The organism is Joostella atrarenae (assembly GCF_021764745.1).
Classification (GTDB): Bacteria; Bacteroidota; Bacteroidia; order Flavobacteriales; family Flavobacteriaceae; genus Galbibacter; species Galbibacter atrarenae.
Genome location: NZ_JAETXX010000008.1, coordinates 175,041 through 196,296 on the forward strand (window position 1 = coordinate 175,041; position 21,256 = coordinate 196,296).

Consider the following 21,256-nt stretch of genomic DNA (forward strand, 5'->3'; position numbering starts at 1 on the left):
TTAAAGCTTTATGTTAAGTGGTATTGATTTACTGGTATCTACTTTTGGAGTAATCGATTCCAAATATGTGGAACTCTTTGCATTTTTATTTTCTACGTACGGACGGACTTGAAACAGCCATAATTTATCATTCTCAAAACCTAGTTCTACATCATATGGACCTTCCATTCCTTTGGCCGTCATAGTTTGAATAAGCTCTTTACTAAAATCTTGAAGCTGACTCATATTTTTTCTATTTAGGATAGGCTTCTCAAATGTACTCAGTTTAGTAACCGTTCCTCCAGTTTTAGGTAGTGCTTTATAAGAAGGCTCTCTAGCTGGTGATATCAACCTATAAGTACCATTATTCCTAATACTCCATGCTTCTGCAGCTTGACCATCTACAGCTCCTCCAACACCTCTACTAAAAGCTACTGTAATTTCATCATTACGATTGGAAGTGACTCCTTTTGTAATCATTACTCCAGAATAATCATTATTAACTCCAGGAATTGCAACGATAGACGGGTAGACATTCTCTGGGTTATTTAATATTTTTTGACGCCATTTAAAACTACGTTCTGTATAAGGTGATGCCCAAACAGTTTTAATACCTTGAATTATTTCATCTTTTGGAGCCACATTAAACAAAGTCAAATTAAGCCCAGCACCAGTAAAATTCTTTAAATCCTCCATATTGGTATCACTACGTAAGAACACAGGCACGTCTCCAATCTCACCGTTTAAAATATTACTAAATGAATCCTCTAAATCCTCTACAAAAGTAGGAAGTAATGGCATCTCTAAAATAAGCGCTCTGAGTTTCGCTAATTCTGCCAATTCAAATTTCTCTATCTCATCAGAAGAAGCACCGTTTTCTTTCATTTTATCAGCCTTCGCAAAAACACTAGTCAGATATTCCCAATAAGAAACCTCATCCCCAGGAATCGTTTGCTTCATATGTTCAAAGAATATTCCAAATGGAATCACAAAACCTTCAACAACTTCATCAGGGAAATTCTGTTTCAACTGACCTAAATTAGCAGCTTTTGGTCCACAGTAAATTCCTGAAGATGCAGAATTAACATCACGAAGGTTTAAAATAGAGGTTTGTTCTAAATTTATCTTATCTAAAGGTACAGTTACCATATCAACATTTCTAACAGCACCAGCACTAAAAAGCTTGTGTTCTTCTGGCGTCATTTCGACTTCTGGTTTAATAATTACTGTTCCTTTATTAGAAACTGCATAAAATATATTTTCACCATTATGTTCTTTTAACGCTAAAAAATTGTCATTAGAAATAGCAGCATTTGGTATCCCTAAATTCCTTGCCAATAATTGTAAATGAGAAACTAAATTCCCTTCAGAAACAGTTAAAAGACCTGCTACCGGTTTTAAATCTGACGGAGGACGCTCAAAAACATATATATTCTTAGCATCTACATCCAAACCTTCCGCATTACCATCTACAACAACAAGTTTCCCAAAAGCATATCCAGGATTTATACCATGAATATGACTCTGATTAGACAAGCTAAACACACGATTATTTAAAGAAGATTCGTTCGAAATAAATGTTCCGAGTTTTCCAATAGCATTTCCAAGAGGAAGCGCAACAGAACCTCTTATTTTATCGTCTAAGAAACCATGCACCAAGGGTTCAAAATTTTGATACACCCCAACTACATCATCATAAACAGCTTTATTAATACTTGTTCCCCACTCTAACTGCTTTCTAGCTGCTACTAGAAAATCATCTAGTTCTTGTAATGTCAATGAATCATTTTGAGTTTTGTGAATACTTCCTGCTATTTGCTCCCATTCCCAAATTTCTGTATATCCAGAAGCTGCAGCAGCAGTAGATAAATAACATATTTTATCTATTAAAGAATCTAAGTTTTCATTAGAGTAATCGTCAAGTTTCTTAATGATTATATTTTCTAACTTAAGAGATAAGTCCATTAAAGCTAAACGTCCTATTGCAGAATCTTCATTAGTAATCTCATTTCTTATGTACCACATTAAATCAGATGCTCCCTCTATATTTTCTTCCGCAGTACCATCTTCATTTGCTTCAATAAAATTAGTAACGGTAGTTTTTATTTCAGCATTTGTAACCGTTTCCAAATAAGAGCTCAATGCACTTATTTTTACCGGTGCAAAATACTTATTCATAGTTTTTATGAGTTCATTAAATTCTTTTTTTAATGAAGGAGTTAATTTTGTATCGTTATCATTTTTAAAAGCTTCCACTTTTGCAATATCCGTTCGTTGTGGCTGTCCATGAATTTTAATTCTTAAATCCATGAAAGGTTCATATTCTTCTGCAATCACTTTAGATTGACTTCTCATCAATTGAGCTACATTATCATCACCAGCATGAGGAATATCTTTAATAGCCTGACGTACCATATAAAAGTGTTTTTCAAGAACCTCTTCATCCTTCAGCAACCATATAAAAAAGTCTTTTCCCCAAGCTTCTTCATCCTCAACTTGTAAAGCGCCTCTGTAATATTGAGCCCTTCTATTAATCCAACCATCATCAATAGACTTCAGATATTTTTCTAATTGGTATTGTTTCATTCTAGAATGGTAGTTCTCTTGATCCCAAAATTTATCAAAGTTTGTAGTGGAAAGAATTTGACCTAAATAAACATGACTTGTTTCTCCAAGTGCAATCACTTCCTCCTTATAACGAGCTCGTTGTACACCACCAACATCATCTCCACAAGGCTCCTTTGGCATATTAAAAGTACCATCATCACAAAACCAACGCAAATCTCGATAAGGTCCTCGGATATCTTTTTTGTACTTCTGTATGTATTCTCGAACTTGGTCATTGTCTACATCAAAAGAGTTGACTTCTTGAGAAAAAGAAGGGATTACATAGACTATAATCAAAGTAATTAAAAGAAAGTATCTCATGAAAAATTTAAATGATTGATAAACAACGAATTTAGATAAATTATGGTTGTAATCAGAATCTACACATCAAAACTTCTTAACAAAATCATAAAATTTAAAAACACGTATCACAATGCTACACAATACAGTATAGCCCTGTATAAAATAAAGGATCATGGGAATTTAACATTTTAAAATCAGAAAAGTTAATAAGCATAATATGGATACTGACTTCTAATTATCCTATAACAATAGTAAATTAAAAGCTACTTTATAAAATAATTAATATGACTTATCATAGCTTTTTTACTCATGTTTAAGAAAGTACTAATAGACTCTTATCTAGAGTTTCTACGCACGGAGGATTCCCTAACTATTAATGATGATTTTAGCGTAATCCTTTCAAAATCATTAAAAGTATTTTTTTTATTTATTAAGCTCAGAATAAGAGTCATTGCATTATTTGCCATTTCCTGCATAGGTTGAGATATAGCTGTAATTGAGGGACTATATGTTTCGAAAAGCTCATTATCATCAAAAGTTATAATTCCAACCTTTTCAATTAAGCCAGGATAATCTTTCTTAATCACTTTAAGTCCCGCCAGCGTTAAATAATTAGTTGCAAATAGAAAAGCATCAATAGAAGGGTGCTGCTTCATAAACTTTCTGATATAAACTTCACTATTTCCCTTTGTAGTCTCCTCAAAAGGAATTTCTAATGATAAGTTTGGAATCCCTTGCTGTTTTGCAACACTTACATAACCTAATAACCTATCTTCCATTTGAGATTGGATAGCATCAATAGTAATGTATGCTATATTTTTAAATCCGTTTTCTATAAAATGATTTACAGCAACCTCCGTTGCTTCTTTATTATTAGTTAGTACATAATTAGCTTCCAAAGAAGAGAAATACCTATCTAAAATAACTACAGGAATATTATCAGAAAGTAAGCTCTTAATAGTGCCTTCTAGTTCAGGAGAAGGAACTATTATAAAACCATCCACTTGCCTATCTCTAAAAAGGTTTATCAATTCTATAGACTTCCCATCATCATTATCATTACTACAAAAAAGTACTTTATATCCTTTCTGATATGCAATATCTTCCACAAGTCTCGCTAATAAAGCAAAAAATGGGTTGGAAATATCTTCCACCATAAAAACCAAAATTTTTGATTTTCCAGTACGTAAACTTTGCGCTATTTGATTAGGTGAATAGTTAACTTTCCTTGCATATTCTAGCACCTTTTTTGTCAACTCTTTGGAAATATGTTTTTCTTCAGCTTTGCCATTTAGCACAAAAGAAACTGTAGTAACAGATATATTGAGATGAGCCGCTATATCCTTAATAGACACTCTTTTTTTTCTCATTTTTAATTATAATTATTTAAAAAACATTAACAAGTCAAGAACACTAATATATAAATTTTATTCATATTAATAGAGCCCGCATACTCAATCAGAAATAATTCGTAATATATTTAATTTTTGAAATCCTTTGTTCGTAAAATAAAAACTTTTAATATTGAATACCCTAACCAATCAAAATACTTTTTTTCATGATAAAAAAATTTTCAATAATTTTATATTGCTTAGTAATAGTAGTCATTTCAGCCGCTTGTAACAACTCCAAAAAAAACAGCAATACTACAGACTCAGAACAAAAAAAACCCAATATTTTATTTATCCTTTCAGACGATCACACTTCTCAAGCATGGGGAATCTACGGTGGTATCTTAGAAGATTACGTGAAAAATGATAATATTAAACGCCTCGCTGATGAAGGTGTTGTTTTGAATAATGCCTTCTGTACCAATTCTATTTGCTCCCCTAGCCGCGCAAGTATTCTCACAGGTCAATATAGTCAAATAAATCAAGTTTATACACTCAGAGAACCTCTACCTAAAGGGCATCCTAATATCGCTAGAGAACTAGCAAATAACGGATACCAAACAGCTATTATTGGTAAATGGCATTTAGACAAACAGCCAGAAGGATTTGATTATTTTAATGTCCTTCCTGGGCAAGGAAAATATTGGGATCCAGTTTTAAAAACCAAAGAGACTTGGACGGATGGAGCTGATGGTTCTAAAGGAAAAAAATATAAAGGTTTCTCTACTGATGTTATTACAGACCTCACTATAAATCATTTAAAAGAACGAGACCCTGAGAAACCATTCTTTATGTTTTGTAGCTTTAAAGCCACTCATGAGCCTTTTGACTATCCTGAAAGATTTAATAACTTATACACAGATCAAGAAATTCCTGAACCAGCTTCTTTACTTGACTTCGGAAAAGGCAACGGAGGAAGAACTTTCTTAGGACAAAAGCTGGAAAAATTAGGAAACAGATGGCATCAAGCGACTGTAGATCCTGAAAATTTTTGGACTTCTTATCCTGGACTTCCTTACCCTTTAGAGGGATTAGATAGCGTGGAAACTCGAAAGAAAATATATCAGAAATTTGTAAAAGACTATATGAGAAGTGGTGCTGCTATCGATGATAATATTGGGAAATTATTAGATTATCTTGAAGCAGAAGGACTAGCAGAAAATACAGTTGTAATTTACACGGCAGATCAAGGTTATTTCTTGGGAGAACACGGCTTTTTTGACAAACGCCTTATATATGAAGAGTCTCTTCAGATGCCTTTTGTAATTAGATATCCTAAAGAACTCGAAGGCGGAAAACGTATAGATGATATTATTTTAAACATCGATTTCTCTGCGCTAATTGCTGATTATGCAGGAATTGAAAAACCCGAATTTATCCAAGGAACAAGTTTTAGAAACAACCTAAAAGGGAAAACTCCAAAAGACTGGAGAAAAGAGATGTACTACAGGTATTGGTTACATACTCCAGACAGGCCATCACATTTCGGAATCAGAAATAGCAGCTATAAACTTGCTTTCTTTTACGGACAAGGACTAAAGAAGTCTGGAACCTCTGAAGAAAGTACAACTCCAGAATGGGAATTTTATGATCTTAAAAAAGACCCTAAAGAACTTCATAATGCTATTAATGACAAAGAATATACATCTATAATTGAAGAGATGAAAAAAGAATTAATTAAGCTCAGAGAAGAATATAAAGATACTGATGAGAACGAACCTATAATGAAACCTATACTTGAAGAACAAGGCTTAACAGCAAAATAGAAATGTCTTCTGAAAATAAAAAAGCTCTGTAAAATACAGAGCTTTTTTTGTGACCTCGCCAGGATTCAAACCTGGAACCTTCTGAGCCGTAATCAGATGCGCTATTCAGTTGCGCCACGAGGCCTTTAACATACATTCAGATGTTTCTAAACGCGGGTGCAAATATAATATTTTTTTTGAAACAAATCAAACTATTTGAAAATTTTATAAAAGCTTATTTTTGAAACATGAAAAATCTCATTGAGCAGAAATTCGGATACTTATTTAATGATATCATAATCAAGGAACTGATAGAGTTTGGTACTTTAAAAAAGTATAACCAGCATGATATTATTATGGATATCGATCAAGAATTACATGCTGTTCCATTAATAATAAGTGGTACTGTAAAAATATTACGAGAAGATGAAAGTGAAAAAGAACTCCTCCTCTATTTTTTGGAAGAAGGAGATACTTGTGCCATGTCTCTTACATGCTGTTTAAAAAAAGCTAAAAGTAAAATTAGAGCTGTTGCAGAAAAAGATGCTGAAATTCTATTTGTTCCAGCTCATAAAATGCAAGAGTGGTTTAATACGCAAGCTAGCTGGCGTAATTTTATATTAGAAAGTTATCAAGTGCGTTTTAATGAAATGTTAGAAACTATAGATACTCTTGCTTTCTTAAAAATGGACGAACGCCTAGAAAAATATCTGTCTGACAAGGTGAAAATTAAAGGTGATACTATCCTAACAATCACCCATCAAGAAATCTCCGAAGACCTCAACACTTCTAGAGTTGTAGTTTCAAGACTTCTAAAAAAATTAGAAAACGAATCGGTTATAAAATTATACAGAAATAAAATAGAGGTTTTAAAGTTTTAGAAGTTAAGTAACATTCATTACAAAGCCTTCTATAGAAGTACTGTACTTTTGTATAAATAATCGTCAAGAAATGAATTTTATATTAAATCCATGGCCGTGGTATGTATCTGGGCCACTCATTGCACTCGTTATGTTTACCCTTATTTACTTCGGAAAAACTTTCGGGATGTCTTCCAACTTAAGAACTTTTTGCACCATTGCTGGTGCAGGTAAAAAAAGTGAATTCTTTAATTTTAAATGGCAAGACCAAAAATGGAACCTTATGGTTGTTCTCGGTACTGTTATTGGAGGTTTTATAGCTCATTTTTTCCTCTCAAACGAAACGAACATCTTACTAAACCCACAAACAGTAGAAAAACTTCAGACTTTCGACTTTGAAAATATAGGAAAAACATTACTTCCAATGGAAATATATGGTTGGGAGGCTGTATCTACATTAAAAGGATTTTCAATTCTTGTTATCGGAGGTTTTTTAGTAGGTTTTGGAACTCGCTATGCCGGAGGTTGTACTTCTGGTCATGCTATAACTGGTTTAAGCACACTTCAAACTCCTTCATTAATCGCTGTAATAGGCTTTTTTATTGGCGGATTGATAATGACTCATTTAATTATTCCATTAATTTTTTAAACTAGAAACATGAAATATCTAAAATTTATAGTCACTGGTATTTTCTTCGGAATTGTTCTCGTAAAATCAGAAGCTGTTTCTTGGTATCGCATTTTTGAAATGTTCAGGTTTGAATCATTCCATATGTACGGAATTATTGGAAGTGCTGTTGTTACTGGTATTATTCTAATCCAAATCATCAAAAGAAAGAAAATAAGAAGTATAGAAGGCAATCCTATTATTATTCCTAATAAGGATAAAAGTATCACTCGTTATTTAATTGGAGGCTCTCTTTTTGGACTTGGATGGGCTTTAGCTGGTGCTTGCCCTGGACCAATGTATATTTTGCTAGGAACAGGTGTTTTCTCTATGATAATTGTTATTATTGCAGCCGTTTTAGGAACCTTCGTTTACGGAATGGTAAAAGACAAACTCCCTCACTAAATCTATGGAAAGTATTATTGGATATTTTGGAGCACTAATCATCGGCTTAGTAATAGGTCTTCTTGGTGGTGGTGGTTCCATATTAACAGTACCCTTACTTGTTTATTTACTAGCTTATAATCCAGTCGTTGCAACCGCCTACTCTCTATTTGTTGTAGGTTCATCGTCTCTTGTTGGTGCAATTCAGAAATATAAAGATGGGAATGTAGATATTAAAACAGGTCTCGCCTTCTCTTTCCCTTCATTTATTGCCGTGTATCTATCAAGACGATTTTTGGTTCCTTGGATTCCAGATGAAATATTCACATTGAATAACTTCATCTTCACCAAAGACATGCTTATCATGACATTTTTTGCGCTGATCATGTTTTTAGCTGCTATATCAATGATAAAGAAGCAAAAAAGAGATTTAAGAAGCTTAGATTATAAACAACCATACCCAAAAACATTTATTCAAGGTCTTGTAATTGGAATTATCACAGGATTTATAGGTGCCGGCGGTGGATTCTTATACGTACCTGCATTAGTTTTATGGGCCAACTTACCCATGAAAAAAGCCGTAGGAACTTCCTTAGTAATTGTAGCCTTTAACTCCTTAATTGGATTTACTGGAGACATGCAAACCTTAAAGATAGACTGGGAATTCTTATTAATATTTAGCGCCATTACTATTGTTGGGGTTTTAATAGGTGGGCGTTTATCAAACTTTATCCCAAATAAGATTCTTAAAAAAGGATTTGGATATTTAATCTTAATTATGAGTATCTACATCCTCTTAAAAGAGTTATACTATTAGGCTAATGTAACATTAATCACATTTTAGAATAAAGTTGTTTAGTATCTTTGAAGTAATAAAATTAATACTAATCTGAAGTTTAAATTTTTAAACGATCAGCTAAAAAATATAATCATGAAAATAGAACAAATATATACTGGATGCTTGGCACAAGGTGCTTATTATATCGAATCTGAAGGAGAAGTTGCAATTATTGACCCTTTGAGAGAAACCGATCCATATATAAAACGTGTTGAAAAAGAAAATGCTACTATAAAGTACATCTTTGAAACACATTTCCATGCTGATTTTGTTTCGGGACATGTAGATCTTGCAGAGAAAACTGGAGCGACTATTGTTTTTGGCCCAAACGCTAAAACCACATACAACAGCTATCAAGCTAAAGATAATGAAGAGTTTAAAATAGGTAAGATCACTATAAAAGCACTTCATACTCCTGGGCATACATTAGAATCTACAACTTATTTATTGATAGATGAAAATGGAGAAAACCACGCTATTTTTACTGGTGACACCTTATTTTTAGGAGATGTTGGTCGTCCAGACCTTGCCATTAAACAAGACATCACTAAAGAAGATCTTGCTGGCTTATTATTCGATTCTCTTCGTAATAAAATAATGCCTTTAGCTGATGATATCATTGTATATCCTGCTCATGGCGCTGGTTCTGCCTGCGGAAAAAACCTAAGTAAAGAAACAGTTGACACGCTAGGGAATCAGAAAAAAACAAACTATGCTCTTCGTGCTGATATGACAAAAGAAGAGTTTGTTGAAGAAGTTCTAGATGGAATTATGCCTCCTCCACAGTATTTTTCTAAAAATGCGATGATGAATAAAGAGGGGTATAAAACTTTTGATGATGTTTTAGAAAAAGGTGATGTTCCACTTTCTCCAGAAAAATTTGAGGCAATTGCCAATCAGGAAGGAGCTTTAGTATTAGATGTTCGTACTCAAGATGAATATCTAAACGAACATATTCCTAATTCTATTTTTATAGGACTTAATGGATCTTTTGCTCCATGGGTAGGTGCACTTATTAAAGATTTAAAACAGCCAATTCTTTTAATTGTTCCTGAAGGAAAATCTAAAGATGCTGTTACAAGACTATCTAGAGTCGGTTATGACAACACTTTAGGATATTTAGAAGGCGGATTGGAGCAATGGAAAAAAGCAGGAAAAGAAGTAGATACTATTGATTCTATTACTGCGGAAACTTTTCAAAAAGAATATAATGATACTTTAAATATTCTTGATGTACGTAAGCCTGGAGAATTTGAATCAGAGCACTTAGAAAAAGGTAAAAGTTTTCCTCTAGATTTTATCAATGAGCATATGAGCGAATTAGATAAAAATAAAAAGTATTACGTTCATTGTGCTGGCGGATATCGTTCTGCAATTGCAACTTCGATACTAAAAGCTAGAGGATTTAAAAACCTAGTAGATATAAAAGGTGGTTTTGGAGCGCTAAAAAACACTGAAATCCCTAAGACAAATTATTCTTGTCCGAATTCTTAAGATAATTTATAAAAAATAAAGCTCATTACATCATAATAAATGTAATGAGCTTTATTCATTTATAGCAATCCTTAATACTTTATAAAGCTAAAAAATAAGCCTTACAAATTTTATGATTCTATGACTTTCCTAGCTATAATGATTTATGTATTTTTATAAAAAAGTTTTGTTTTGAAGAAAAATATTGGACAAAAAGATAAGTTAATACGCGTTGTTACAGCATTTATAATAGCTATACTTTTTTACTTTCAAATTTTAAAAGGATTAGTAGGCGTAATATTTATGCTCTTTGCAATTGCTATCCTTATTACATGTCTATTTCGTTTCAGTTTAGTTTATAAACTGATGGGTATTGATACTAACGGGAAGTAATTATCTAAATTATTTCTGCATTTAATCCAGCGCGAAGCAACTTTGTACAGCGAGGTTTAAGATCATCATATTCTCCTGTTTTTACCGTGCATTTACCTTTGTAATGAACTATAATTGAACATTGTTCAGCTTGTTCTGGAGTATGCTCACATGTATCTACAAGCATTTCTATAACATAATCAAATGTATTAACCTCATCATTATAAAGTACAATTTCATTCTGTTTTAGCACTTCCTCTTCAAGCAATAACTCCTCTGAAATTTTTTCTTTTGTACTCATATTCAATATTTTATGCTAATTTAAAAATTTTACAGCAACCCAATGGTTCTTTTCGTGATTTTCAATGAATTTTAACGAAAATTCCTCACATCTCTCTTGAATTTGAGGAATATCATCTTTATAGAAACCACTAAGCAGTAAAGTTCCTCCTTCATTTAAACAATTTACATACGTTGGAATATCTGCTAAAAGGATATTTCTATTTATGTTCGCTATAATCACATCATAAGATCTTCCCTCCAATAAAGAGGCATCACCTTCTAAAACATTAATCTTATGGCAATCATTACGCTCAACATTCTCAATAGAATTAAGATAACACCAATTATCAATATCTATTGCATCAATATCTGTTGCTCCTTCCTTTTCTGCTAGGATTGCTAATACTCCAGTACCAGACCCCATATCCAATACTTTCTTCCCTTTTAAATCGTTCTTCAGCAAAAACTGAATCATCATATGTGTTGTCTCATGATGCCCAGTTCCAAAGCTCATTTTAGGCTCTATAATAATATCATACTTAGTAGTCGGCTTTTCATGAAAAGGAGCTCTAACAGTACACAATCCGTCAACTTCTATAGGATGAAAATTTTTCTCCCATTCAGCATTCCAATTCTGCTGTTCGATTTCTTTAAACTCATAATCGATTTCAAAAAGCTCACTCTCTAAAATCTGAATATCAGCTAATATCTCTGGATTCCATTCTCCCTTTTGGATATAAGCAACTACGCCATCCTCTTCCTCTACAAAACTTTCAAAACCAGCATAACCTAATTCAGCAATCAGAATTTCATTTCCTTGCTTTGTTGGCGATACTTTAAAAGTATACTCCAGATATATTTGATCCATTCTATTATGTTTTAAAATCTATTAAAAGAATAAAGTCGAACACTGTATTTAAATACAACACTTCGACTTTATTCAAAATATCTATATTGCTATATTTAAATAGCTTTTACGATTCCAATAAAATCTTCTGCTTTTAATGCAGCCCCTCCAATTAAACCACCATCTACATCTGGCTTAGAGAATATCTCTTCTGCATTTGCAGGCTTCACACTTCCTCCGTAAAGAATAGAAATGCTATCTGCTAAATCTTGATTGTACTTATCTGCTATTGTTTTTCTTATAAACTCATGCATTTCTTGAGCTTGCTCAGGACTAGCAGTTTCACCAGTTCCAATTGCCCATACAGGCTCGTAAGCCAAAACAATATGCTTCCAATCCGCAGCATCTAAATGGAACAATCCATTTTTCAACTGACTTTCTACTAATTTAAAGTGGTTATCAGATTTTCTGTCTTCCAGTTCCTCTCCGAAGCAAAAAATAATATCCATCTCATGCTTAATCGCTGTGTCTACTTTTTTAGCTAATAATGCATCATCTTCACCAAAATAAGCACGACGCTCAGAATGTCCTAAAATAACAGTTTTAATTCCAACACTTTTAAGCATAGAAGCGGAGATCTCTCCAGTAAAAGCACCGCTCTCTTCTTGATGCATATTCTGTGCAACTACCTCGATTACGTTATCTTTTAGCGCTTCGTAAGCTGGAAATAAATTAGTAAAAGTTGGTGCTATTTTTACTTCTGCGTCTGTAGCTGGTAGACTCTTTTTTAAATCGCCAATCAAAGCTTGCGTTTGAGCAAGGTCATTATTCATTTTCCAGTTTCCGGCAACTATTTTCTTTCTCATTTTTTTATTATTTGGTTGAATTTTTATTACACTGCAAAAATATCAATTAAGAGTTATTTAAACGACTTCTTAACATCTTCTTACAATTAAATTTTTATTGTTAGTTATCAAACTCAAAATCGTGAGCATCTTTAAAATGAAGCTTCTGTGTGATTGTTCCTTTCTTAAGTTCTAATAAAGCAGGGTTAGAACGAACAATCGTTTTTACTGTGGTTAAATCGCAGAAGTAAAAGTCTAGATCTAAATCATATTCTGCTTTAAAAAGAGCCAACTGCTCTTTATTAGAAGCAGATAAGCCAATAACTTTATATCCTTTCTTCTTTGCCTCTTCTGCAACCTCCGCTACAGCTACTAATCCATCTGTATTTGCTTCTTCAATCGTTCTGGAAATCACAATTAAAACGCGATCCCAATTCATTATCTCCTCCGTATAATCTGTACCGTCTAATTCCATCGTGAAATCGTGGATTGGAGGCTCGTATCCTTCCTGAACCATTGTAGTTTCAACACCAACAAAATCTCCATCTACCGTAGGATAATCTCCATTGGTACTTATTATCTTTTCTTGCCCATCTACAGTAAATTTCCAATCGTATTGATAAACTGCTTCCGGTGCACCTTCAGGGACTTCCATCCCATCCATAATATTAGCTCCTATTTTATAAGGACGGAAATCTACAACTGGCAAGTGGTTATATACATAATACACATACCCTACACAAAGCACTAAGGATAAGAAAGTTGCTATTTCAGCAAAGCTAAATTTATTAATATATTTTCTTTTGAAGAACAATATTAAAATCAATAGTAATAAAACAACATCTTTAGAGAAAGACTCCCAAGGTGTAAGTTTTATAGCATCTCCAAAGCATCCGCAATCGGTTACTTTATTAAAATAGGCAGAATAGAAGGTTAAAAATGTAAAGAATAGAATCATCAGTAATAAACTCCACACAGTGAATTTACGCTTAAATCCTACTAAGAGCATCACTCCTAAAACGGTCTCAAAAACCACTAAAACAATTGCAATTGCTAATGCGTATGGAGCAAGAAACTCTAGATTTAACACACTTGGACTAAAGTATTCTTCTAGTTTAAATGAAAAACCTACAGGATCGTTAAGTTTTATAAGTCCACTTATAACAAACAAAAAACCAACAATAATCCTTGCAATTGACACTAATATTTTACCCATTCTAAATTTTATAATTTTAATATTTCCCTTCTTCCTTTAAATGAATCATTGCAAAAACAGCATAGTTTATCATATCCTGATAATTTGCATCGATTCCTTCACTCACTAATGTTTCTCCCTTATTATCTTCAATTTGTTTTACTCGAAGTAACTTCTGAAGGATTAAATCTGTTAAAGAGCTCACGCGCATTTCTCGCCATGCTTCTCCATAATCATGATTTTTATTCAACATTAAGTTTTTCGTTTCCTCAATATTAAAATCATATAATTCTAAAGCTTCTTCAAGATTTAAGTCAGGTTGCTCTACCACGCCTTTTTTTAACTGAATAAGTGCCATGGTACTATAATTTATAATACCAATAAATTCAGAAACCTCATCTTCATCTACCTTTCTCTCACTATTTTCTTGTAGAGAACGAATACGCTGCGCTTTTATAAATATCTGATCGGTAAGTGATGGAAGCCGAAGAATACGCCATGCACTCCCATAATCCTTCATTTTCTTCCCAAACAATTCACGACAAATAGCTATCACTTCGTCGTATTGTTTTGATGTATTTTGCATAAGTTTGATACTATTTTGTGTAAATTTCGCTTAAAAATTTCAATTGTTCAAAATTACCCCTTTAAACTTTGTATTTTGTTGCTTTTGAAAGCCTTTTTACCTCGAATTTAAATAATATAATTTAATGACTATAAATTGCAAAGGAAACCTCATCGATCTCACTAGTCCAAAAGTAATGGGCATATTAAACACCACTCCAGATTCTTTTTTTGACGGTGGAAAATATACCAAAGACAGCCTAATTCTAAATCGTGTAGAAACCATGTTAAAAGAGGGAGCTACTTTTATAGATTTAGGAGCCTATAGTTCTCGTCCAGGTGCCAAAGAGGTTACTGTAACTGAAGAACTTGAACGCAGCGCACCTATTACTACTCTTATTCTTAAGCACTTTCCGGACACTCTTATTTCTATAGATACCTTTAGAGCGGAGGTTGCTAAAGCAAATATTGAAGCTGGCGCTTGTATGGTTAATGATATTTCTGGAGGAACTCTTGATAAAAATATGATTCCTACAGTTGGAAAATTAGGCGTTCCTTATATTTTGATGCATATGAAAGGTAATCCTGAAACGATGCAAAAGAAAACAATCTATCGTAATTTTATCCGTGAGCTATTATATTATTTTTCAGAGAGAATTGCAGAAGCTAATGCACATAAAATAAACGACATAATCATTGATCCAGGCTTTGGATTTGCTAAGAATTTAGATCAGAATTATGAGCTTATGGGGAAACTCGACTTGCTTCATATTTTAAGTCTCCCTGTACTTGTTGGAATTAGTAGAAAGTCTATGATCTATAAACTTCTAGGCATTGATGCTGAGCAAGCCTTAAACGGTACAACAAGTTTAAACACAATTGCCTTGAGTAAGGGAGCTAATATTTTAAGAGTTCATGATGTAAAAGAGGCTATGGAATGTATTAAAATACATGAAATGGTTACAAAAAACACACCTCATATATAATCATTCTAAAATTGGTATTTTAATCCCCTAATTTTATATTTTTACATAAAACCTTAGTGTCTTGGAAATATTTGACTTTATAGAATTGAAAATAGTAGATATCATTGATATTTTTCTAGTTGCATTTCTTTTCTACTATTTATACAAACTAGTAAAGGGCACCGTTGCCATCAATATTTTTATTGGTATCGTTATCATTTATGTTATCTACTTACTTACAGAGGCACTAAATATGCGTATTCTGAGCAACATTTTTGGTAAATTTATTGGTGCTGGTTTTTTTGCTCTTATAGTCGTTTTCCAACAGGAAATACGTAAATTTCTACTTATGGTAGGTTCTACAAATTTCAGTAAAAAGGGGATTATGAAGCATCTCAATTTTATGAAACACGACGGAATGGGAATCGATACCAATGTAGATGCTATAATTTCTGCCTGTGAAAAAATGAGTGCTAAACTTACGGGAGCTCTTATTGTTATAGAGCGTAATAACTCTTTGGACTTTATTAAAGGGACTGGAGACCAAATGAATATTGAAATTAACCAACCTATTTTAGAAAGTATTTTTTATAAAAACAGTACACTTCATGATGGCGCTGCTATTATTGAAGGAAACCGCATTGTAGCCACTCGTGCTATTTTACCTGTTTCTAACGAGAGAAACATCCCTTTACGATTTGGATTAAGACACCGTGCTGCAATTGGAGTAAGTGAAAAAACAGATGCTGTAGTTATTGTTGTTAGTGAAGAAAATGGTCAGATTTCTTACATTAAAAATGGAGAATTTGTTTTATATGATGAAGTTAATGACCTTAAAAAGATCATCATAGAAGACCTAACTTAGGCTATAACTCATACAATAGTCAAGCTTCAATTATAAAATAATACAACTTGCTTGATAACATTTATCTAATGTATTTTTTTTAACTAGAGTGTCTCTTCAGCTAAAAACTGAACTTCATATAAATTACGGTAATATCCATCTTCTCTTTTAAGAAGTTCTTCATGTGTTCCAGATTCTACAATTTTTCCTGCTTCCATTACTAGGATTTTATTTGCCTTTTTAATTGTTGCCAATCTGTGAGCGATTACTATTGAAGTTCTCCCTTTTGTTATTTTATCTGTAGCCTTCTGAATTAATAATTCTGAATGCGCATCCACAGAAGAAGTCGCTTCATCTAATACTAAGATACTCGGATTGCTTACATAGGCTCTTAAAAAAGCTATTAACTGACGCTGGCCACTAGAAAGCATGCTTCCTCTTTCTTTTACATTATAATGATACCCACCAGGAAGGCTTTTTATGAATTTATGAATCCCAATATCTTTTGCAGCGCGTATTACATCCTCTTCTTTAATTGATGGATCATTTAGCGTAATATTATTTAGGATTGTATCGGCAAATAAGAATACATCCTGTAATACAACAGCAATCTGAGAACGCAGTGATTGGATTGTAAAGTCATTAATATTAACACCATCTACTAATATCTCTCCTGAATTTATTTCATAAAAACGATTCAATAGATTGATAATTGTAGATTTCCCAGCACCAGTTGCTCCTACAATAGCGATAGTTTCTCCTTGTTTTACATCAAAAGAGATTCCATGTAAAACCTCTTCGTCTTTAATATAACCAAATCGTACATCCTTAAAAGAAAGATCTCCTTTTAGATCATTTGCAGTAAGCGTTCCTTTATTTTCAATTTTACTTTCTGTATCCAATATATCAAACACACGATTTGCAGCAACCATCCCCATTTGCAGAGTATTAAATTTATCTGCAATCTGTCGTAATGGTCTAAAAATCATAGTAGAAAGCATGATAAACATAAAGATATTACCAAGGTCACTAGCACCATCCATTACAGCTCGCAAGCCACCATACCATACAATTAATCCTGTTGTTATTGCAGACATCAATTCTACTACAGCAATAAAAATTGAGTTGTACCACACGGTGTTAATCCATGCTTTTTTATGTTTCTCATTAATTACTTTAAACTGATCGTATTCTTCTTTTTCTCTCACAAAAAGCTGAACGATTTTCATTCCTGTAAGTCGCTCTTGAACAAAAGAATTAAGATTAGAAACCTCTTTACGGACTTCAATAAAAGCCTTTTTCATTGCTTTCTGAAATAACCTTGTAGCATATAACATTAAAGGGAGTACAGCAAATACAATAAGTGATAATTGCCAATCGAAATATATCATTACTCCAGCAACAACAAACATTTTAAGTAAATCGCTCACAATCATAAAGAGTCCATCGCTAAAAATAGCGGCGATTCTTTCGATATCACTAACAGCTCTAGTTACCAATATTCCAACAGAAGAACTATCAAAATACTTCATTCTAAAGCTTAACATATGCTTAAATAATTTCACTCGAATATCTTCTATTACAGATTGTCCGAGCCAATTGGCATAATATATAAATGATAACTGACTAACAACCTCTAAAAATAATACCGCAGCCATATAAACAACAAACATTAGAAGTCCGTGTTTGTCTTTTGTCAAGATATAATCGTCTACAGTATATTTTAATAATATAGGACGCAACGAAGAAAATACAGAAAGTGATATTGCTGCCAATGCAACTCCTATAAATGTTATTCTGTAGGGTTTCGTGTACCGAAGAAGACGTTTAAATAAGTCTAAATCGAATGTATTTCCTGCTTTATCTTTACTCATTAATTTCTTTGTATTGTATCTGGGTAGGTAACTTCGGTTAAATAAAGTCCATGTGCAGGAACAGATGCTCCAGCTTTACTCCTACTTTTACTTTCTATAATTTGCTTAACATCATGCAAGTTAGATTTACCTATACCTACATCTAATAAAGTTCCTACAATTGCACGAACCATATTTCTTAAAAATCTGTCGGCCGTAATATGAAAAACTAACGTTTCTTTTTCTTGAACCCAAACCGCTTTTTTAAGATCACAAAGATATGTTTTTACGTCGGTGTTGGACTTGGAAAAACATTGAAAATCTTTATGATTTAATAATTCTGCTGCTGCTTCATTCATTGCACCAATATCAAGAACTGTTTTAAAATAATATGCATAGTCAGTTAAAAAAGGATTTTTCTCCTGCACTATCCAATATTCATAACTCCGAGCCACAGCATCAAAACGCGTATGTGCATCATCTTTAACTAAAAAAATATCTTTTATAGAAATATCAGTAGGTAAAAAACTATTCAATTTATAAATCAGCTCCACCCTATTTATCTCCTCTTCCGTATCAAAATGTGCATACATTTGTTTAGCATGCACTCCAGAATCTGTACGACCGGCACCCATAATACTTATCTCTTTTCTTAAAAGTATAGAAAGTGCGTTTTCCAATACTTCTTGTACTGAAATTGCATTAGGTTGGTTTTGCCAACCATGATAGTGACGCCCATTATATGAAAGCTCTAAAAAATATCTCAATTCAAAATGCTATTTTTGCAACAAGCTACAAAGATACTATTTTGATATGAGTATTAATATAGGAGTATTCAGTAAAGGCATTTCCTAAATTGAATAGTAGCCTCACACATAAAACCAAAGAGGATTGTTATTTCATAATTCTCAAAATTTCAATTTTATTATCCTATGCGAAAAATTCTTTTGCTATCAGACACCCATAGTTTTATAGACGATCAGATTTTAAAATATGTAAAAAAGGCTGACGAAGTATGGCATGCCGGAGATATTGGAGATCCGATAGTAACAGATACCATAAAAAAATTAAAACCTCTAAGAAGTGTTTTTGGGAATATTGACAACGATCAAGTACGTTTAGAATTCCCTGAAAACAACAGGTTTCTATGCGAGAAAGTAGATGTATGGATCACACATATTGGTGGGTATCCAAATAAATATGATCGTAAAATTCGTGAAGATATAAAAGCAAACCCACCAAAGCTTTTTATAAGCGGACATTCACATATCCTAAAAGTAATGTGGGACAAGAAACTCAATTTACTTCATATGAATCCAGGGGCAGCAGGAAAGCACGGTTTTCATAAAGTAAGAACCATGCTTCGGTTTGTAATTGACGGCGAACAAATTAAAGATTTAGAAATTATAGAGTTGGAAAAGAGGGTATAAAAAGTAGAATATTTCCGAAATTGAACATATTTTTACACCATATAAAAAAAGAAACTATGATAAAAAGAATAATTAGCGTTACAATGCTTGCATGCATATTAATGACTGCAAATAGTTGTGATACATTAAATACTAATGGCGCTACAACTCAAAACAGTAATGTAGTTTTAAATACAACCAAGTCTGTATTGAATAGCGGTACACAGGATGCTTTTGACGTTTTTGGCGACTCCAATGAGTTTATGACTAATGCACTTATTGATGCAGCAATGCCTCAAAAATTAAAAGACATTAATAACAAATTAGAGTCTTTAGGTTTATCTAGCGTAGTAAAAAAGGAACAAGCCTTAATCAGTGATATTGCAGAGGCCTCTATTACAACAGCAAAACCTATTGTTACTAAGGCCATCAATGAAATGACTGCACAAGATGCAATTGCCATTGTTTCTGGCGGAAAAGGAGCTGCAACAAAATATTTAAAGGATAAAACGTATACAGATTTAACTACTGCAATTTCTCCTGTTGTAAATCAGAAAACTGAAAGCTTAGGTGTAAACAGCTTATTAAACAATGCGCTTGGTGGAAGCAATAGCTCCTTAAATGGAATTTTCGGAGCAGTATTAGGTACTGGAAGTACAGATAGCGGTTCAGCCCAATTGAATGATGCTATTACAAACCAGTTAGTAGATGGCCTATTTAATATTGTTGAGGATGTTGAGAATGATGCTCGAGAAAATCCTTCTACGGTTTTAAACTCTATTTTAAATAATTAACAACTATTTATAGCAGTAGCCATCCAGTATTTGCAATTCTTCTAATGCAATTGCCCGCTTTTACCAATACATGGTATATGGCTCAATCGGGGCTAGCAGGAAATGCGTGGAGATTCCAGCTACATAATATTTAAAAAAGTAATTCATATACAACAAAAGCCTGTGAGTTAATACTTCACAGGCTTTTGTCATTAACATTAAGGTCTTCCTTTATTTCATTTAAAGACGAAATTAAAAGTACAATTTATATCACTTTACAATTCTAAACACTGATCTTCTGTTTAATTGATGCTCTTCTTTAGAACAACGTACTCCATTGCTACAACCATTTAAAAGTTGTGACTCTCCATATCCTATTGCACTCTGGATACGATCTTTAGCAATTCCTCGTGAGTATAAGTGATCTCTTGTTGACTTTGCTCTTCTATCAGATAGTTGTCGGTTATATTCATCGTTTCCTCTTGAATCGGTATGCGATTCTATAGCAATCACCATCTCTGGATGATTGTTCATTACCGTTACAATATTCTCTAATTCAAAGGCTGCATCAGAACGAATATCCGATTTATCAAAATCAAAATAAATAGGTTTTAATACAATTTGATCGTCTACAATTAGATTTGTTAAGTAAATATCTTGTTTTGTAAGCGGATTGGCTAGCGCTACTTCTAATTTAGCTGGACGGTAATCGAGCTTTTCTCCTGTGATAACAATACTTGGAATACAGTCCACATCTTCAAAAGTATAGCTTCCATCTGCACTGCTGGTAAATGCAGCATACTGCTCTCCATTTGCATCTATCAATCGTACCGTCGCTCCAGGAAGTGGCTCTTTTGTCCTTTCATCATATACAATCCCTTCAATTGTTTTTGTACATTTCTCAAAATCGAATCCATAGATATCATCATCTCCAACACCACCGTTTCTATTAGACGATACAAAACCGATTCCATTCTTGGCTATAAATCCAAAGTCATCTCGATTGCTATTTACTCGTTTTCCTAAATTCTCCACAGCATCATAACGATCTCCAATTGGA

Annotated in this window: 21 protein-coding genes and 1 tRNA gene; 11 read left to right on the forward strand and 11 right to left on the reverse strand. The window is 33.0% G+C overall.

Annotated features, from left to right (window positions below; all coding sequences use genetic code 11):
• Entirely contained in the window at positions 1-2,907 is a 2,907-nt protein-coding gene (locus tag JM658_RS12530; RefSeq protein WP_236959616.1) for a PEP/pyruvate-binding domain-containing protein, read from the reverse strand.
• A 317-nt stretch (positions 2,908-3,224) separates the two neighbouring features.
• Positions 3,225-4,259, reverse strand: coding sequence for a LacI family DNA-binding transcriptional regulator (locus tag JM658_RS12535; protein WP_236959617.1), 1,035 nt, complete (start codon positions 4,257-4,259; stop codon positions 3,225-3,227).
• A gap of 188 nt (positions 4,260-4,447) precedes the next feature.
• Here JM658_RS12535 and JM658_RS12540 point away from each other — a divergent pair, with 188 nt between their 5' ends.
• On the forward strand, positions 4,448-6,046 hold the full coding sequence (locus tag JM658_RS12540; RefSeq protein WP_236959618.1) for a sulfatase family protein: 1,599 nt from the start codon (positions 4,448-4,450) through the stop codon (positions 6,044-6,046).
• Between the two features lie 50 nt (positions 6,047-6,096).
• Here JM658_RS12540 and JM658_RS12545 read toward each other — a convergent pair.
• Positions 6,097-6,170: transfer RNA gene (locus JM658_RS12545), tRNA-Arg, on the reverse strand.
• Positions 6,171-6,273: 103 nt separating this feature from the next.
• Here JM658_RS12545 and JM658_RS12550 point away from each other — a divergent pair.
• The 6 genes from JM658_RS12550 (at position 6,274) to JM658_RS12575 (ending at position 10,640) form a co-directional block, all read left to right on the forward strand.
• A complete protein-coding gene (locus JM658_RS12550) occupies positions 6,274-6,906 on the forward strand; it encodes a Crp/Fnr family transcriptional regulator (RefSeq protein WP_236959619.1) in 633 nt (210 codons plus the stop codon).
• Positions 6,907-6,976: 70 nt separating this feature from the next.
• Positions 6,977-7,534: a YeeE/YedE family protein gene (locus tag JM658_RS12555; protein WP_236959620.1), complete on the forward strand. Its 558-nt coding sequence runs from the start codon at positions 6,977-6,979 to the stop codon at positions 7,532-7,534.
• A 9-nt stretch (positions 7,535-7,543) separates the two neighbouring features.
• A complete protein-coding gene (locus tag JM658_RS12560; RefSeq protein ID WP_236959621.1) occupies positions 7,544-7,957 on the forward strand; it encodes a DUF6691 family protein in 414 nt (137 codons plus the stop codon).
• Positions 7,958-7,961: 4 nt separating this feature from the next.
• Positions 7,962-8,753, forward strand: coding sequence for a sulfite exporter TauE/SafE family protein (locus JM658_RS12565; RefSeq protein WP_236959622.1), 792 nt, complete (start codon positions 7,962-7,964; stop codon positions 8,751-8,753).
• A 114-nt stretch (positions 8,754-8,867) separates the two neighbouring features.
• The gene (locus tag JM658_RS12570) at positions 8,868-10,268 is read left to right on the forward strand and encodes an MBL fold metallo-hydrolase (RefSeq protein WP_236959623.1); all 1,401 of its coding nucleotides are present in this window, start codon (positions 8,868-8,870) and stop codon (positions 10,266-10,268) included.
• A 171-nt stretch (positions 10,269-10,439) separates the two neighbouring features.
• Complete coding sequence (locus tag JM658_RS12575; protein ID WP_236959624.1) at positions 10,440-10,640, forward strand: YgaP family membrane protein; 201 nt, start codon at positions 10,440-10,442, stop codon at positions 10,638-10,640.
• Positions 10,641-10,644: 4 nt separating this feature from the next.
• Here the strand turns inward: JM658_RS12575 and JM658_RS12580 are convergent, their stop codons facing one another.
• The 5 genes from JM658_RS12580 to JM658_RS12600 form a co-directional block, all read right to left on the reverse strand.
• Positions 10,645-10,920, reverse strand: a complete 276-nt coding sequence (locus JM658_RS12580) for an ATP-dependent Clp protease adaptor ClpS (protein ID WP_236959625.1) — start codon at positions 10,918-10,920, stop codon at positions 10,645-10,647.
• 15 nt (positions 10,921-10,935) lie between these two features.
• Positions 10,936-11,769: a 50S ribosomal protein L11 methyltransferase gene (gene prmA, locus JM658_RS12585; protein WP_236959626.1), complete on the reverse strand. Its 834-nt coding sequence runs from the start codon at positions 11,767-11,769 to the stop codon at positions 10,936-10,938.
• A gap of 95 nt (positions 11,770-11,864) precedes the next feature.
• Entirely contained in the window at positions 11,865-12,614 is a 750-nt protein-coding gene (tpiA, locus tag JM658_RS12590) for a triose-phosphate isomerase (protein WP_236959627.1), read from the reverse strand.
• A 100-nt stretch (positions 12,615-12,714) separates the two neighbouring features.
• Entirely contained in the window at positions 12,715-13,809 is a 1,095-nt protein-coding gene (locus JM658_RS12595) for a BT_3928 family protein (RefSeq protein WP_236959628.1), read from the reverse strand.
• A gap of 16 nt (positions 13,810-13,825) precedes the next feature.
• Positions 13,826-14,374, reverse strand: a complete 549-nt coding sequence (locus JM658_RS12600; RefSeq protein WP_236959629.1) for a DUF1599 domain-containing protein — start codon at positions 14,372-14,374, stop codon at positions 13,826-13,828.
• 124 nt (positions 14,375-14,498) lie between these two features.
• Between JM658_RS12600 and folP the strand changes: the two genes are divergently transcribed.
• Together folP and cdaA are read left to right on the forward strand one after the other, a co-directional pair.
• On the forward strand, positions 14,499-15,338 hold the full coding sequence (gene folP, locus JM658_RS12605) for a dihydropteroate synthase (RefSeq protein WP_236959630.1): 840 nt from the start codon (positions 14,499-14,501) through the stop codon (positions 15,336-15,338).
• Positions 15,339-15,399: 61 nt separating this feature from the next.
• Positions 15,400-16,182: a diadenylate cyclase CdaA gene (cdaA, locus tag JM658_RS12610; protein ID WP_236959631.1), complete on the forward strand. Its 783-nt coding sequence runs from the start codon at positions 15,400-15,402 to the stop codon at positions 16,180-16,182.
• A gap of 83 nt (positions 16,183-16,265) precedes the next feature.
• Here the strand turns inward: cdaA and JM658_RS12615 are convergent, their stop codons facing one another.
• Complete coding sequence (locus tag JM658_RS12615) at positions 16,266-18,035, reverse strand: ABC transporter ATP-binding protein (protein WP_236959632.1); 1,770 nt, start codon at positions 18,033-18,035, stop codon at positions 16,266-16,268.
• The gene (truA, locus tag JM658_RS12620; RefSeq protein ID WP_236959633.1) at positions 18,035-18,781 is read right to left on the reverse strand and encodes a tRNA pseudouridine(38-40) synthase TruA; all 747 of its coding nucleotides are present in this window, start codon (positions 18,779-18,781) and stop codon (positions 18,035-18,037) included. Before truA ends, JM658_RS12615 begins: the two co-directional genes overlap by 1 nt.
• Before the next feature lie 165 nt (positions 18,782-18,946).
• Here truA and JM658_RS12625 point away from each other — a divergent pair, with 165 nt between their 5' ends.
• Together JM658_RS12625 and JM658_RS12630 are read left to right on the forward strand one after the other, a co-directional pair.
• Positions 18,947-19,444 carry a metallophosphoesterase family protein gene (locus tag JM658_RS12625; RefSeq protein ID WP_236959634.1) on the forward strand — a complete coding sequence of 166 codons (498 nt, stop codon included), beginning with the start codon at positions 18,947-18,949 and terminating at the stop codon, positions 19,442-19,444.
• A 56-nt stretch (positions 19,445-19,500) separates the two neighbouring features.
• On the forward strand, positions 19,501-20,217 hold the full coding sequence (locus JM658_RS12630; RefSeq protein WP_236959635.1) for a DUF4197 domain-containing protein: 717 nt from the start codon (positions 19,501-19,503) through the stop codon (positions 20,215-20,217).
• A gap of 249 nt (positions 20,218-20,466) precedes the next feature.
• On the opposite strand, the gene JM658_RS12635 is transcribed toward JM658_RS12630, so the two are convergent.
• On the reverse strand, positions 20,467-21,256 hold a 790-nt coding region (locus JM658_RS12635; protein ID WP_236959636.1), incomplete at its 5' end, for an OmpA family protein.

Coding starts and splice junctions, on each gene's coding strand:
- JM658_RS12530 (WP_236959616.1), bottom strand. CDS start 2,907: ATGAGATACTTTCTTTTAATTACTTTGATTATAGTCTATGTAATCCCT.
- JM658_RS12535 (WP_236959617.1), bottom strand. CDS start 4,259: ATGAGAAAAAAAAGAGTGTCTATTAAGGATATAGCGGCTCATCTCAAT.
- JM658_RS12540 (WP_236959618.1), top strand. CDS start 4,448: ATGATAAAAAAATTTTCAATAATTTTATATTGCTTAGTAATAGTAGTC.
- JM658_RS12550 (WP_236959619.1), top strand. CDS start 6,274: ATGAAAAATCTCATTGAGCAGAAATTCGGATACTTATTTAATGATATC.
- JM658_RS12555 (WP_236959620.1), top strand. CDS start 6,977: ATGAATTTTATATTAAATCCATGGCCGTGGTATGTATCTGGGCCACTC.
- JM658_RS12560 (WP_236959621.1), top strand. CDS start 7,544: ATGAAATATCTAAAATTTATAGTCACTGGTATTTTCTTCGGAATTGTT.
- JM658_RS12565 (WP_236959622.1), top strand. CDS start 7,962: ATGGAAAGTATTATTGGATATTTTGGAGCACTAATCATCGGCTTAGTA.
- JM658_RS12570 (WP_236959623.1), top strand. CDS start 8,868: ATGAAAATAGAACAAATATATACTGGATGCTTGGCACAAGGTGCTTAT.
- JM658_RS12580 (WP_236959625.1), bottom strand. CDS start 10,920: ATGAGTACAAAAGAAAAAATTTCAGAGGAGTTATTGCTTGAAGAGGAA.
- prmA (WP_236959626.1), bottom strand. CDS start 11,769: ATGGATCAAATATATCTGGAGTATACTTTTAAAGTATCGCCAACAAAG.
- tpiA (WP_236959627.1), bottom strand. CDS start 12,614: ATGAGAAAGAAAATAGTTGCCGGAAACTGGAAAATGAATAATGACCTT.
- JM658_RS12595 (WP_236959628.1), bottom strand. CDS start 13,809: ATGGGTAAAATATTAGTGTCAATTGCAAGGATTATTGTTGGTTTTTTG.
- JM658_RS12600 (WP_236959629.1), bottom strand. CDS start 14,374: ATGCAAAATACATCAAAACAATACGACGAAGTGATAGCTATTTGTCGT.
- folP (WP_236959630.1), top strand. CDS start 14,499: ATGACTATAAATTGCAAAGGAAACCTCATCGATCTCACTAGTCCAAAA.
- JM658_RS12615 (WP_236959632.1), bottom strand. CDS start 18,035: ATGAGTAAAGATAAAGCAGGAAATACATTCGATTTAGACTTATTTAAA.
- JM658_RS12625 (WP_236959634.1), top strand. CDS start 18,947: ATGCGAAAAATTCTTTTGCTATCAGACACCCATAGTTTTATAGACGAT.
- JM658_RS12630 (WP_236959635.1), top strand. CDS start 19,501: ATGATAAAAAGAATAATTAGCGTTACAATGCTTGCATGCATATTAATG.